Below are 14,709 nucleotides of genomic sequence, written 5' to 3'. Positions count from 1 at the left end.
GTTTCAGTTGGTTTAATCGCCATGCTCAAGTAGGTGGTTTGGGAGCTACCAATATTACAAAAAAGGCAAGGATTCTCCTTGCCTATTAGTTTAAAATTGCATTTAATCGGATAAACTGTTTCTGCCGTTTAAGAAACCTCAGCAGAGCTGGTTACGGCCTCTCGATGTATTTTTTTTACCAAGCCTTGCAATACCTTGCCAGGCCCTACCTCCACAAAGGATGTTGCTCCATCCTTGACCATTTGCTGAACGCTTTGCGTCCACTTAACGGGAGCGGTAAGCTGCAGAATGAGGTTCTTTTTAATTGCTTCGGGATCGGATACCGCCGTAGTGGTCACATTTTGATAAATGGGACAACTTGGTGCATTGAATTGCGTAGATTCTATGGCTGCTGCCAATTCTTCTCGAGCGGGCTCCATTAATGGCGAATGGAACGCACCGCCCACCGGCAACAACAATGCTCGCCTTGCTCCGGCTTCCTTCATTTTTTCGCAGGCTACATTTACGGCATCCACCTCTCCGGAAATCACCAATTGGCCGGGACAGTTATAATTGGCCGGCACCACGATACCTTCCACTTCGGAACATATTTTTTCCACTACATCGTCTTCCAAGCCTAAAACCGCGGCCATGGTACTGGGCTGTATCTCGCAGGCTTTTTGCATAGCAAGGGCACGTTGTGACACCAACTTTAAGCCGTCCTCAAAATTCAAGGTGCCATTGGCCACCAAAGCGGAGAATTCGCCCAAGGAATGTCCTGCTACCATATCGGGCTTGAAACCATCGCCCAAGACCTTGCTCAAAATAACGGAATGCAAAAAGATGGCCGGTTGGGTCACTTTGGTCTGTTTTAGGTCTTCGGCCGTACCCTCGAACATAATGTCGGTTATGGAAAACCCAAGTATGGCATTGGCCCTTTCAAAAAGTTCCTGTGCTTGGGAATGATTTTCGTACAGGTCCAGCCCCATACCTACAAATTGTGCTCCTTGTCCTGGAAAAATATATGCGTTCATGGTTGTCGAGTTTTTTTTGAGTGGAACAAAAATAGGGAATATAATCCGATAGGTTCCTTGAATCTTAGATTGTGGGATCTTGAAATTGTTGGATGGATGCCATTTTTAAAAGCATGTCCACCTACATTTAACCCTCTTTGAACCAACTGGAATACTTTACATAATTATTGGCGATTCGGTCTATCTCTCCTTTGGACAGCTCGGGGCTGATATCCTTTATTTTTTTTGCGGGCATCCCGGCATAAATGCTTCCCGCCTCCACATGTGTACCCTTGGTCACCACAGCTCCTGCAGCAATAATCGAGTTACTCTCCACTACGCAATCGTCCATAATAATGCTGCCCATGCCCACCAGCACGTTATCCTTTATGGTACAACCGTGCACAATGGCATTATGGCCAATGGAAACATTGTTGCCAATTGTGGTCGGCGATTTTTGATAGGTACAATGGATCACAGCTCCATCTTGCACATTCACCTTGTTGCCCATTTTAATAAAATGGACATCGCCACGGATCACCGCGTTGAACCAAACACTACATTGGTCTCCCATGGTTACTTCGCCTACAATGGTCGCATTTTCGGCGATAAAACAATCTTCTCCTATTTCTGGGGATTTGCCCCTAACGGGTTGTACAATCATTGGTTTAAGGTTTAGTTGACAACAAAGAAACGCTACTTGGCCGTGTTCTTTGCTCCTATTTATTTAAAATGTGATAAAAGTTCGGCTTTTTTGGAAGCGGACACAGAAAGTTCCTTGCCATTGGACAGTACCACACTGCCCCCCTTTCCTTTTTTGTACCGCACCACTTCGGATACATTGACCAAATATGATTTGTGGATACGTGCAAAGGAATAGGGACGTAGCGCTTCCTCAAAATATTTTAAGGTTTTACTGATGACGATCTTTTTCTTTTCGAGATAAATTTCGGTGTAATTGTCGTCCGCCTTACAAAAATAAATGTCAGATACGTCCAATACTTGGAACCCGTCTTGTTGCGGCAAGGTGATCTTTCCTGAAACATGATCGGATTTTGCTTGGAGCACTTCTCCTTCCAAGGCATTTTCCTTCTCCTTGACCCCACGGACATAGTCCACCGCCTTGATCAACTCATCTATATTTATGGGCTTCATTAAATAATAGGCGGCATGATGGTTCAGGGCATCCATGGCATATTGGTTATAAGCGGTAACAAAAATGGTTTCGAAAGTGCGGTCCGGGATTTTATCCAACAGGTCAAAGGCATTACCAAAGGGCATTTCCACATCCAAAAAGACCAGATCTGGGACATGTTTTTTGATTTGTTCCAACCCCTCTTCAATGGTTGCCGCTTCTCCCAAGACCTGAACTCCCTCACAATACTTGGACAAGTAGTTCCGAAGGATTTCCCTACTATTGGCTTCGTCCTCTACAATTACCGCACGTAGATCCATTATTGTTTTTTAAGTTTAAGGGATACTTTGGTTCCCGTTCTATCTTGGTTCAGATCGGAAATGGAAACCTCTACCCGGTTTTTGTACATATCGTTCAAGATTTGGATTCGCTTTTGAATGTTGCCCATCCCCTTGGATTTTTGCTTTTTTTGATTGGTGGTCTTTAGCTCCGCAGATTTTTTTCGTCCGATCCCGTTGTCCTCTATTCGTATTTCGACCATATCCTTTGTTAGCTGTCGTAATACAATTTTCAACATTCCCTTTTCCTCCTTGTATCGCAATCCGTGCCAAATCGCGTTTTCTATATAGGGCTGCAATAGCATCGGGGGTATTTGAAAAGCATCTACATCGATGTGCTGATCCACATTGATCTCGTAGTAGAACTTGTCCGAAAAACGGGAGTGTTCCAGCTTTACATATAATTGCAGCAACTGTAACTCCTTGGCCAAAGGGATAAAGTCTTCTTCGGAATTTTCCAGTACACTGCGCATAAGGACGGAAAACTCGCTTAGAAAACGATTGGCACTCCGTTCATCGCTCTTGGCAATATAATTGTTCACGGAATTGAGGGCATTAAAAATAAAATGGGGGTTCATTTGGGTGCGCAACGATTTTAAGGCCAGCAGATTATTGGCCAATTTTTGTTGCTTGTTGCTCCGGTAATATAAATATGCGGTGAGCGCCATAAGGGCAATACCGAAAATCAAAGAGTAAATGATCCATTTTTGGCGCTTGCTGGTCTCCTCGTACAATTGCTGTTCGGTTACGGCCAAGCTATATTTACTCTGGTTGAGTTCCCGCTCCTGTTCCAAACTGGAAATACGGTTTTGGGTATTGGCTATTTCCCTGTTAAACTGTGCCGCACTCGCTATTTCTTGTTCCTTTCGAACATACAGGCTATCCACCACGGCCACATAATCTTGATACGATTCCAGAGCTTTGTTATACTCGCCCTTGTTGCGATACACTTCGGACAAGGTTCGCGTGGCATCTTTTTGCACCACCAAATCATCGTCCCTGTTGGCTTCCACTATACTTTTCTCCAAATACGGAATGGCTTCGTCCAGTTTGTCCTGGGCAATGTAGGCGTTTGCAATTTTGTAGTTGATGCGTTGGGAGGTGATCGTGTCCTTTACCGCACCTTTTTTATCCGTGGCACGACTAGATCGGGGCATCTGCTCCAGCTCGCTCAGATTTTGTTTTCGCAACTGTATCTCGTCCTCGAAGCGGTTCTTTTGATTGTAAAAATCCGCCACTTTTTCACTCTCCTGGATCAATCTTTCCGGCGCCACTTCCCTGGAAAGGTCCAAGGAGTTTTGATAAAACCCTTCGGCTTCGATCAGCTTATCTTCACTGGCAAATACATCCGCAATTTTAGAATTTAAATCGATCTCCTTTGGAGAAATCTGGTTCTTCTTTGCGATCAACAGTCCTTCCTTGTAGTAATCTTGGGCTCTTTTTAGATTGTTGCTGGCCTTGTTGGCGTCCCCCAAAGCCTCTAAAAGCTCAATGCGCTGATAGGGAACCATGTTCTTAACCTCTACCAATGGTTCCAACACCTCCATGGCACCGGCATTGTTGCCGTTCTGTACATAGGTTTTGCCCAATAGTATTTTGGTTTTGTTGGTTTCCTGGGCCGCTAAAGCATCTTTAAAATTGGTAATCGCCAGGTCGTATTGACCGTGGTAGGTGTATATTTCTCCCAGCATGCGCAAGGACATGGAAAGCTCACGCTTATTGCCGGCACTGCCCAAAAGCTCCATGGAACTAGCTACAAAATCGATACTTTTCTCAAGGTCGGTTTTTTTGTAAAAATTGGCAGAATCCAAAAAACGTTGATGTTCCATTAAACTTTTTCTTGCACCGGAAACTTCCCGTTTCTTGCTTTTGGTATCAATCGCACTCCCATATCCCTCTACCAATACATCGATATCCTCTTCCGACTTTATTATGTGGCGTACCGTTTGCAATTCCGGCCCTTGTATGATCAACATATCGCCAACGGACGCTCTTATTTTGAACTCGCCCAAAGCATTGGTCCGCGTAAACGCTCCCTTGTCCGTGGATACCTGTACCCCGGAAATAGGTTCGTAATTCTCCTTGCCCTTCACGGACCCCTGTAACTGGAACTCAACGCTATTGTTGCCAACTTGGGACATACCAACAAAGGTGGTCATTACAAGAACCAATAATATGTATGCTTTTCGAACCATAACCAAGGTAAACTTACTGCTTCCCAAGCATTTTAAAAAATGGACAAGTACCGAAATTGGCCCAAACACCTCCTATTTATCCAAGGTTACTAAGCCAACGGCCTTAATTACTCATTGGCACCTTTGTTTTACTCAATCCTGATTTTTTCTGATAACAGAGGCACATACATTTACATCAACTTTAAAAATTATTGCCTTATGAAACATATTAAACACCTTTTTGCAACAGCGATATTGATAGGGGCGACTGGAACCAGCTACGGTTGCAACCTTAAAGCGCACAGCAACGAAAAAATCACTTTATATACCGAGTTTACCGAGGAAAAGCCTTCCGAACAATTTGTAAAAATTGCCCTGCTTTTGGACACCAGCAATAGTATGGATGGATTGATCAATCAGGCTAAAGCCCAACTGTGGGATATTGTAAACGAATTTACCCATGCCAAATGTGGTACAGATCTTAGGCCATCGCTACAAATAGCCCTATATGAGTATGGGAACGACAACCTATCGTCCCACGAAGGATACATACGACAGGTACTAGGGTTTAGCAAGGATCTTGATGAGATTTCGGAAAAACTGTTTTCCCTGACCACTAATGGAGGTGAGGAATATTGTGGAGAGGTTATCCACACATCCTTAAAACAATTGGATTGGGGCAAAAATGCCGATGATCTAAAAATGATATTCATTGCTGGAAACGAACCTTTTACCCAAGGAAAGTTGGATTATAAGGATGCGGCTTTAAATGCCAAGGAGAAGGACATTATAGTGAACACCATATTTTGTGGGAATTATGAGCAAGGGATTTCCTCCATGTGGAAGAATGGCGCCACATTGACCGGTGGTGAATATATGGCCATTGACCACAACAGGCAGGTCGTTCATATCGAGACCCCTTATGATGACATCATAATTAAACTGAACTCCAAGTTGAACAGCACTTATGTTTCTTATGGGACCATGGGCAGACAAAAGAAAGAGCTTCAGTCCGTGCAAGATGCCAATGCCGCAGAACTTGAAGAAGTCGTGGTTGTAAAACGAGCGGTAAGCAAAAGCTCCAGACTGTACCAAAATTCAAGTTGGGACCTGGTCGATGCAGCCGAGGAAGACGCCACCGTACTCACTCAAATCAAGGAAAAGGACTTACCCAAGGAACTTCAGGGAAAATCGGAAAGCGAGATAAAAAATTTCGTAAAGGAAAAGAAACAAGAAAGGGAAAAAATCCAAAAACAGATACAAGAACTCAACGCGAAACGCGAGGCCTATATCGCCAAAAACCAAAAGAACGAAAAAGGTGAACTGGAAAATGCCATGCTATCGGCCATAAAAGCACAAGCTTCGAAGAAAAACTTTACTTGGAACAATTAGATACACATGTATAGATCAAAATTCGGGTGCGGTGGGTTTTTAACTTGGCCGTGCTCGAGTTCCCTTTTAAATAATTGTATAGAATATTAATTGTTGGCGGCCGGACAATAACAATCGTAGCGTTTGCCCTGATCACTTTGCCCAAAATCGTACCCCAATGTAATCTGATGAAATCCACCATTATCAAAACGGATATCTCCCGATTGGTACGAATAATTATAGGAGAACATAAACCTGTTCACATTTACTCCCACGATCGGGGTAAACAACTGTAACCGTTGTTCGCCGAACTGACCATTGGTCTGGAATTGGGCCCCATTAAAACTACGACGATAGGACAATCCCGCCCATACGGTTCCAAAGCTAACATCCCTATATACTTTGGCGTTGAAATCCACGGTCTTCTCTTTAGTAAAATCTGTCATCTGAAACAAAACAGAGGGCTCTACCCTTGTGTTTCTTCCAAAAACATACCCTACAGAAAACAAATAACGGCGTAAATTATCGAACTCTGCGGCCGTGTACAGGTCTCGCCCGCTTCCCAAAAGGTTAAGGACGGCTGCATGGGCATAAAACTCCAATAAATTATAGGAAACGCCCAAATCCACGTTAAAATAGCTAGTGGTATTCTTAACCCCGGTTACAATGGGGTCTGGAATTACGGACCTAAACTCACTTTCGTCCAAACTACTCAAAATAACACCGGCACTCAATCCAAAGGACAATTGGTTTAAAGTTCTAAAATCACCTCCCAATTGTAAGTGGTGGGCATAGGTACCCTTAAATCCTGTTTGTGAATGGTAACCGTTGGAATCGTTGAAGAGTATACCCCCGATTCCGCTGCGTTCGCCTATTCTGGAGTTGATGTTCAAGGTTTGTAAGCTAGGAGCTTCGTCCACATTGAACCACTGTTTTCTTGCTGTCAACCGAATTTTAGTGCCCTCTGCGATCCCTGCCATGGACGGGTATACCAAATAATAATTATCCGCCAAGTAATCAAAATACACCGGAATTCCTTCCTGTGCCTTGGCTGCGGACCCAAATAACAGGGCAACGATGATCGAGGTTAAGATACGTCTCATGTGACGGTCGGGGCTAAATGGTTGTTCAATGCAATAAAACAATAAGATAACGGTATGCTTCACACATTATTATAATATTTTGTCACACATCCCAACTATTGGTATTTTTGCAGGAAAGATTCAACATGAAAGAATATAACATTACTGTTGTTCCCACCAACAATCCCAAGATAATTAAAATGGAAGCGAACCATTTTTTGGTGAAGGGCAACTACGAATATAAAAACATTGATGAAGCCAAAAGTTCTCCTTTGGCACAACAACTTTTCTACCTTCCATTTGTTAAAACCGTTTACATAGCCAGCAATTTTGTTGCCATGGAACGTTTTGATATTGTGGAATGGGACGACGTAAAGGATGAGGTGGCCCAACAATTGGTGGAATACCTCAACGCCGGAGAACCCATTGTGAACGAGGACGAAGTAAAAAAGAAACAGCCCATTACCGTTTATGCCGAGGTTACCCCCAACCCTGCGGTGATGAAATTTGTTTCCAATAAACGAATCGTACCCAGCACATACGAGTTCAAGAATATTGATGAAGCCAAAGATTCCCCATTGGCCATGGAACTTTTCCACCTACCATTTGTAAAAGAAGTGTTCATGGACGAGAACTATGTTTCCGTTACCAAATACGACGTTGCCGATTGGGAGGAGATCAATATGCAGCTACGCGAGTTTATCAGGGATTATTTGGCAGATGGGAAAGACGTAGTAACAGCGGAAGCGATTCAAAAAACCAAAGAAACGGTCGAAAATACCGCAACACAGAACCATTACGATGATACCTCACAGCAGATCATAGATATTTTAGAAGAATATGTGAAACCTGCCGTTGCGAGCGACGGCGGTAATATTCTCTTTCAATCGTACGAGGAAGAGACCGGTACCGTAAGCGTTATTCTGCAAGGAGCTTGCAGCGGATGTCCATCATCCACATTTACCCTAAAAAACGGTATCGAGACCATGCTAAAAAATATGATGGGCGAAAAAATAAGCGAAGTAGTGGCCCTTAACAGATAATAAAGCGTTGATCCTGCCATATTCCCGTTAAAATTTATTACATTGAAGGGAAACATTAAAAACACATTGACCATGGCAGTATTAAAAGTAATCGAAGTATTGGCCAATTCCAGCAAAAGTTGGGAAGACGCCGCTCACAACGCATTGGAGCAAGCCTCCAAATCCGTGAAAAATATCCGGTCCATCTACATCAACGAACAAAGCGCGACGGTAAAAGATGGAAAGATAGATGACTATCGGGTAAATGTAAAAATTACCTTCGAAGTAAAGTAACACCGTTCAATTCCAGAAAATGCGTCCAATGGTGGACGCATTTTTTTTACCCCAACTGTATGTTATGATCAAAAAAGTGTGCTTATACACAATACTCAGTATCCTAACGGTCGGTTGTAAACAAAACTTAGAAAAAGTGACGCACAAACATACCAATGCCCTGATAAACGAAACAAGTCCCTACCTTTTGCAACATGCGCACAACCCGGTAAATTGGGAAGCTTGGCACCCCGATGTACTGGAAAGGGCAAAAGAAGAAGACAAACTACTTATTATCAGCATTGGTTACGCCGCTTGCCATTGGTGCCATGTGATGGAAAAAGAATGTTTTGAGGACGAATCCGTGGCAAAGGTTATGAACAAGGACTTCATCAACATAAAAATAGACCGTGAAGAACGCCCGGACGTGGATCAAATATACATGGATGCCATTCAAATGATTTCCGGTCAAGGCGGTTGGCCTTTAAATATTGTAGCCCTACCAGATGGGCGACCATTTTGGGGCGCCACCTATGTCCCCAAGGACAATTGGATAAAATCTTTGGAGCAACTTGCCGAACTATACAAAAAAGACAAACCACGGATCGAACAATATGCCACGGACCTTACCAATGGCCTGCAAGCCATAAATCTCGTGGAAAACAGCACGGACAATGAACACTATACCTTAGAGCAATTGGATGTGGCCGTGCAAAACTGGTCCCAATATTTTGATACTTTTTTGGGCGGACATAAACGGGCCCCAAAGTTTATGATGCCCAACAATTGGGATTTTCTGCTTCATTATGCTACTTCGACCAACAAATCGGATATCATGGATTTTGTGGACACCACATTGACCCGAATGGCCTACGGTGGAATTTATGATCATGTGGGCGGTGGTTTTTCCAGATATGCCGTGGACACTAAATGGCATGTACCCCATTTTGAAAAAATGTTGTACGATAATGGGCAATTGACAAGTCTTTATGCAAAAGCCTACGCCGTTACCAAAAATGAATTGTATAAAAATGTGGTTACGGAGACCATCACTTTTGCCAAAGAAGAACTCCTGGACAGCAATGGCGGCTTCTATTCCTCCTTGGACGCCGACAGCTTGGACAAAAACAACACCTTGAAAGAAGGTGCTTATTATGTTTGGACAGCGGACGAGCTTTCGAATTTATTGGGCGACCATTTTGAGGTGTTCCAAACCTATTTCAATATTAATTCTTATGGATATTGGGAAGAAGATAATTATGTGCTCATTAGGGATAAAAATGATGAGGAAATAGCGCAGAAGTTCAACATTCCGGTAGATAGCCTGAGAAAACACATCAAAAACAACCTACGATTGCTAAAAACCGAAAGGGAGAAACGCCCAAAACCCAGGTTGGACGACAAGATACTGACCTCGTGGAACGGGCTTATGCTAAAAGGATTGGTAGACGCCCATCGCTATTTGGACGAAAACGAGTACCTGCAATTAGCAATAAAAAATGCCCTATTTATTGAACAGGAAATGATTAAGGCAGATGGCTCCATGTACAGAAACCATAAACAGGGAAAAAGTACCATTAATGCCTTTTTGGATGATTATGCCACGGTGATCGATGCATTCTTATCGCTCTACGAGGTAACTTTTGATGAAAAGTGGCTCAACTTGTCCAAAAATCTGCTCGATTACAGCATTGCACATTTTATGGAGAAAGAATCGAATATGTTCTTTTACACTTCGGACAAAGACCTATCCCTGATCAGAAGAACTATTGAAATCGATGATAATGTAATATCCTCTTCCAATTCGATGATGGCGATCAACCTGTTCAAATTCCATAAACTGTACCCGGAGGAGGATTATGGCACAATCGCCAAACAGATGCTTAAAAATATACAAAAGGACTTCGACCGGAGGGCTCAAGGCTTTTCGAATTGGCTTCATTTGGTCCTGTTCCTTAACCAAAGTTTTTATGAGGTCGCCATTTTGGGGAACGACCACAAAACCATGGCACAAGAAATTGCCAAAGTCTACATTCCCAACAGCATATTGATCGGGGCGCAACAAGATGGAACCATTTCCCTATTAAAAAACCGGGCAGTACCCGGAAAAACACTCGCCTATGTCTGCATTGAAGGCGCATGTAAGTTGCCGGTTTCCAGCTCGGATGATGTTCTGGAACAGTTCGAGACCATGCAACATTAACATTTGTTTAAAAACCATTTCTTTTATTTCTTTTGGATATTGATTAGGTTGACCACAACTAAAAAAACAATATGAAACAATTAGAAAATTACGAGCATTACGTAGATCAGGCCGTTGAATGGTCTTTAAGCATTTTACCCAACTTGATCACGGCGATCGTTATCTTTTTTATCGGACTTTGGTTTATACGACTGGTGAACAATATGGTACGCCGCTTTTTTGCCAAAAAGGATTACGATGAAACCTTGGAATCTTTTCTACAGAGTTTTATCAGTCTTATCCTAAAAGCATTGGTTTTTGTTTTAGTGGTGACACAGTTGGGGGTAAAAACCTCATCCTTGGTCGCATTGGTAGGTGCGGCAGGTCTTGCCATCGGCTTGGCCCTACAAGGATCACTGGCCAATTTTGCCGGGGGCGTACTTATATTGATTTTTAAACCTTTTAAGGTCGGTGATTTTATTTCGGCCCAAGGGGTGGACGGTACCGTAAAGGAAATATCCATCTTCAACACCAAGCTTAGTACTTTTGGCAACCAAATTGCGATTATCCCGAACGGGCAGTTATCCAATGGAAACGTGGTGAACTACAATATGGAAGATACACGCAGGGACAAATTTGATGTCGGCATCGGTTATGGCTCCAATATTAAACAGGCCAAGGAAATTCTGCTGCAAATATGTGCCGACAATCCAAATATCAATACTGAACCTGCTCCAGAGGTCTATGTTGGCAACCTGGGCGATAGTTCTGTAGATCTAAGCCTACGCTTCTGGGCCAACAATGATGTATTTTGGGCAGCACATTTTTATGTGATCGAGCAAACCAAGCTCCGTTTTGATGAGGCAGGCATCGAAATCCCGTTCCCACAACGCGTGATGCACAAAGCACTGGAAGATTAATCAAGTAGTTTTCTTCTTTTTTTGCTGGAGAACAAAATCCTTGAGGTAATACGGCTCAAAATAGGCGACATCCTCAAACTGTTCGGCTTCAAATTTTTTGAACGCCATTTTGACCATATCCTTGGAAGAAGGTATTACTGTGGTATCAAAAATAAAATTGGGGTGTTGCAAAACACCCTTTATTTTTTCGGCACCACTCCCCACAACATATACTTTTTGCGTAGTTACGAACTCCGAAAAAGAATCCTCGTCGATAATCTCTGCCCTAGTTTCCCTGATTTCTTGGTCGTTGTTGTCAAAAACGCAGGAGTAAACTTCCATTCGTCTTGCATCGAGAACGGGGATTACCAACTCGCCCGGCTTTACATCAACCTGATTGGCCATACTTTGCAAGGTGGGAATAGAAATAAGTGGAATATCCACCGAAAAACAGATACCCTTTGCGGCAGATACGCCTATTCGGAGTCCGGTATAGGAGCCGGGGCCCTTGCTAACCGCAACGGCATCCAGGTCGGAAAAAGACAAAGAAGCCTCTTCCAAGGCTTCTTTTATAAATATATGCAGTTGCTCCGAGTGCGAATAGTTCGCGGCATTGTTCTCTTTTAAGACCAAGATTTCATCATTCTTGGATATGCTAACGGAACAATTGGTAGTTGCTGTTTCTAAATGTAATAGTGTGGCCATATTGGCCACAAAGATACTAGTTTAATGAAATCGGTATACCAAAGTAAAACTCCAAAATTTTCAATCGAAAAATATAATCGTACTTGGTCCGAATTACATTGGCCTGGGCATTTTCCACTCTGGATTGTGCTTGGCTAAAGTCGAAAGCATTCATTAAACCAACATCGTAGCGCTCTTTTGCATACTCATAGGACAAACGTCTGGCCTCCAGTGTTTTTTCGGCAGCGATGTAAGCTTTCTCAAAGGTATTCACATCTACATATGCCTGTTGAATGGTATTCTCCAGATCTAATTTATCCTGCTCGAATTGCAACCTGGCTTTGTCCAAGCTGATCTTAGATCTTTTCACATTATTACGGGCGCTCCACCCATTAAAGATGGGAACATTCAATTGGGCGCCATAACTAATACCATCAAAAATCCATAATTGATCGGTAAAATTAGGAGTATAAGGCACCCCGTTACCATCTGGAATTTGGGTTACATCGGAATACCGGGTTCCATATTGGAAAAATCCGGACAAAGTCGGTAAATAAGCACCTTTGGCAATTTTTAGGTCCTGTTCTGCCAATTCCACGTTCGACTCCGAGAACTTGATATCGTTTCTAAAGCTCATGGCCTTGTCAAAAATTACCTTTGGTGAATTTTTTAAAATATCCGAAGGGGGAATATCGAATTGTTCTTCTGCGATATCAAAGTTTTCATAATCGGTTATCTGTAGCAATTGCGCCAAATTCACCCTTGAGATCAGCACCAAGCTTTCCCCGTTGATTATCTGCTGTTCCTGATTGGCCGCAGTTGCCTCGATTTCCAAAAGGTCCCCACGTGGCAAAACACCGGATTCCACCAATTCCTTGGTCCTCTTCATATCTTGTTCGGTGACCGCATACTGTGCTTTAAAAGTTTTGAGCTGTTCTTTATTGGAAACTACCTGCAAGTAGGCATTGGCAACGTTCAAACGTATGTCGTCCTTCAAATTATCCAAGCGGTATTGGTTGGCAATGGCATTCATCTTGGCCCTGTTCAACCTATTTATGTTCCTTAACCCATCAAAAAGTGTAACGTTGGAACTAAATCCTGCATTTACATTGAACGCCGTACTGTTCGTTGGCAAGTTGTTGGTTGGGTTAATGGAAAATCCGGTATTGCTCGAAGCGGACATTGAGCCGTTCAAGTTCGGAAGCATATCTCCCAAAGCGTCGGATCTATCAATTTGGGCATTCTCCAAATCCAATTCAAATTGTTCTATGGTCAAATTATTCTCTACGGCATATTCAACACATTCCTGTAGTGTCCATTTGCGAACTTGGGCACTGGAAAAGGTTACGGTGAACAACAGTAGAACTATTGCTATGCTATTTTTCATTCGTTTTTTGATTTTGGTTGTTAAAATGATGGCTCAGCATGACTTAGTCTTCGTCAGATTTTCGTTCAAGCTTGTTCCAGACTTTAATTTTATCATTCTCTCCAATACCTGAAACTATTTCGACATCTATTCCATCGCTTACCCCTAACTCGAGATCCCTTCTCTCGAATTCATTTTCGCCCACTTCTACTTCCACGTAGGGTTTTTCGGTTTCTTTATCGAATTGCAACAAAGCTTCTTTTAAGGACAATACATCTTTCTTTTCTTCCAGCACTATTGATGCATTGGCACTATATCCTGCTCTTACATAAGAAGTGCTGTCACTTTCCTTTACGTCGAGGTCACCTTCTATCTTAAATTGCACGGCTCCTTCTTCCTCAACGCCTTTGGGCGCTATAAACTTGAGCTTGGCATCGAATTTTTGTTCTTCCAAGGCACCTAGGCTAATTTCCAAAGGCATTCCAACATGTAGTTTTCCTACCTCGGCCTCGTCCACTTCCCCTTCAAAGATCATTTTGTTCATATCGGCAATGGTGGCAACCGTGGTACCATCGTTAAAATTGTTGCTCTGGATTACCTGATCACCTTCTTTTACGGGAATTTCAAGAATGGTACCCGAAACGGTGGCCCTAATATTGGTATTTGCACTGGCAGAACCTCCGGCGGAACCTTTTCTTATGATCTGATAATCGGCCTGCGCATTTTTTAATTCCTGCATGGCCTGCTCGTAGGTCAACTTTAGGTTGTTGTAATCTTGGTTGGAGATCACGCCCCTATCGAACAAGGTCTTGTTACGGTCGTACTCCAACTTGGCATTGTTCAATGCCAATTCCGCATTACGGACCCTCCCTGCCGCTTGATTTAGGGATTGCTCGTTGGGAACCACTTTGATCACCGCGATCAGATCACCGGATTTTACCCGCATACCTTCTTCCAAAAGGATCTTATCTATAATTCCCGAAATTTGAGGTTTGATATTGATCTCGTCCTCAGGAATTACTTTTCCGGTTACGATGACTTTATTTACAATGTCCTTCTTTTCTGCTGTTTCGGTTTTATACAGCTCTACAGGAGTACTGTTCTGCTTTAAAAAGTAGACTACAGCGGCCAAAATACCTATGACCACTACCCCTATCAATGCGTATTTTACATACTTGTTCATTCTTGTTT

The 14,709-nt window shown here is 42.9% G+C and carries 13 protein-coding genes; 5 read left to right on the top strand and 8 right to left on the bottom strand.

Annotated elements, in window-relative coordinates; translation table 11 throughout:
* Positions 1 to 128: 128 nt before the first annotated feature.
* The 4 genes from fabD to AB9K32_RS08675 all read right to left on the bottom strand — a co-directional run bounded on the left by fabD (position 129) and on the right by AB9K32_RS08675 (position 4,660).
* The gene (fabD, locus tag AB9K32_RS08690) at positions 129 to 1,013 is read right to left on the bottom strand and encodes an ACP S-malonyltransferase (RefSeq protein ID WP_369884958.1); all 885 of its coding nucleotides are present in this window, start codon (positions 1,011 to 1,013) and stop codon (positions 129 to 131) included.
* 127 nt (positions 1,014 to 1,140) lie between these two features.
* Positions 1,141 to 1,656, bottom strand: a complete 516-nt coding sequence (locus AB9K32_RS08685; protein ID WP_369884957.1) for a gamma carbonic anhydrase family protein — start codon at positions 1,654 to 1,656, stop codon at positions 1,141 to 1,143.
* Between the two features lie 59 nt (positions 1,657 to 1,715).
* Positions 1,716 to 2,447 carry a LytTR family DNA-binding domain-containing protein gene (locus AB9K32_RS08680; RefSeq protein ID WP_338193279.1) on the bottom strand — a complete coding sequence of 244 codons (732 nt, stop codon included), beginning with the start codon at positions 2,445 to 2,447 and terminating at the stop codon, positions 1,716 to 1,718.
* Positions 2,447 to 4,660 carry a histidine kinase gene (locus tag AB9K32_RS08675; protein WP_369884956.1) on the bottom strand — a complete coding sequence of 738 codons (2,214 nt, stop codon included), beginning with the start codon at positions 4,658 to 4,660 and terminating at the stop codon, positions 2,447 to 2,449. The genes AB9K32_RS08680 and AB9K32_RS08675 overlap by 1 nt, the downstream gene beginning before the upstream one ends.
* A 198-nt stretch (positions 4,661 to 4,858) precedes the next feature.
* On the opposite strand from AB9K32_RS08675, the gene AB9K32_RS08670 reads away from it, so the two are divergent.
* Entirely contained in the window at positions 4,859 to 6,031 is a 1,173-nt protein-coding gene (locus AB9K32_RS08670) for a VWA domain-containing protein (RefSeq protein WP_369884955.1), read from the top strand.
* 86 nt (positions 6,032 to 6,117) lie between these two features.
* On the opposite strand, the gene AB9K32_RS08665 is transcribed toward AB9K32_RS08670, so the two are convergent.
* Positions 6,118 to 7,113: a type IX secretion system membrane protein PorP/SprF gene (locus tag AB9K32_RS08665; protein WP_369884954.1), complete on the bottom strand. Its 996-nt coding sequence runs from the start codon at positions 7,111 to 7,113 to the stop codon at positions 6,118 to 6,120.
* 125 nt (positions 7,114 to 7,238) lie between these two features.
* On the opposite strand from AB9K32_RS08665, the gene AB9K32_RS08660 reads away from it, so the two are divergent.
* The 4 genes from AB9K32_RS08660 (at position 7,239) to AB9K32_RS08645 (ending at position 11,489) form a co-directional block, all read left to right on the top strand.
* On the top strand, positions 7,239 to 8,135 hold the full coding sequence (locus AB9K32_RS08660) for a NifU family protein (protein ID WP_369884953.1): 897 nt from the start codon (positions 7,239 to 7,241) through the stop codon (positions 8,133 to 8,135).
* Between the two features lie 72 nt (positions 8,136 to 8,207).
* Positions 8,208 to 8,408: a dodecin family protein gene (locus tag AB9K32_RS08655; protein WP_224835422.1), complete on the top strand. Its 201-nt coding sequence runs from the start codon at positions 8,208 to 8,210 to the stop codon at positions 8,406 to 8,408.
* A 136-nt stretch (positions 8,409 to 8,544) separates the two neighbouring features.
* On the top strand, positions 8,545 to 10,590 hold the full coding sequence (locus AB9K32_RS08650) for a thioredoxin domain-containing protein (RefSeq protein WP_369884952.1): 2,046 nt from the start codon (positions 8,545 to 8,547) through the stop codon (positions 10,588 to 10,590).
* A gap of 71 nt (positions 10,591 to 10,661) precedes the next feature.
* Positions 10,662 to 11,489, top strand: coding sequence for a mechanosensitive ion channel family protein (locus AB9K32_RS08645; protein ID WP_224835424.1), 828 nt, complete (start codon positions 10,662 to 10,664; stop codon positions 11,487 to 11,489).
* On the opposite strand, the gene tsaB is transcribed toward AB9K32_RS08645, so the two are convergent.
* From tsaB to AB9K32_RS08630, 3 genes are read right to left on the bottom strand one after another with little or no spacing between them, the layout of a single operon-like run.
* A complete protein-coding gene (tsaB, locus tag AB9K32_RS08640; RefSeq protein ID WP_369884951.1) occupies positions 11,490 to 12,173 on the bottom strand; it encodes a tRNA (adenosine(37)-N6)-threonylcarbamoyltransferase complex dimerization subunit type 1 TsaB in 684 nt (227 codons plus the stop codon).
* 16 nt (positions 12,174 to 12,189) lie between these two features.
* Positions 12,190 to 13,539 carry a TolC family protein gene (locus tag AB9K32_RS08635; protein ID WP_338193274.1) on the bottom strand — a complete coding sequence of 450 codons (1,350 nt, stop codon included), beginning with the start codon at positions 13,537 to 13,539 and terminating at the stop codon, positions 12,190 to 12,192.
* Positions 13,540 to 13,582: 43 nt separating this feature from the next.
* Positions 13,583 to 14,701, bottom strand: coding sequence for an efflux RND transporter periplasmic adaptor subunit (locus tag AB9K32_RS08630; RefSeq protein WP_224835427.1), 1,119 nt, complete (start codon positions 14,699 to 14,701; stop codon positions 13,583 to 13,585).
* Positions 14,702 to 14,709 lie beyond the last annotated feature (8 nt).

It is taken from the genome of Allomuricauda sp. XS_ASV26 (assembly GCF_041224615.1).
In the GTDB taxonomy this organism is placed as follows: Bacteria; Bacteroidota; Bacteroidia; order Flavobacteriales; family Flavobacteriaceae; genus Flagellimonas; species Flagellimonas alginolytica.
This window is presented reverse-complemented; position numbering and strand designations above follow the sequence as displayed.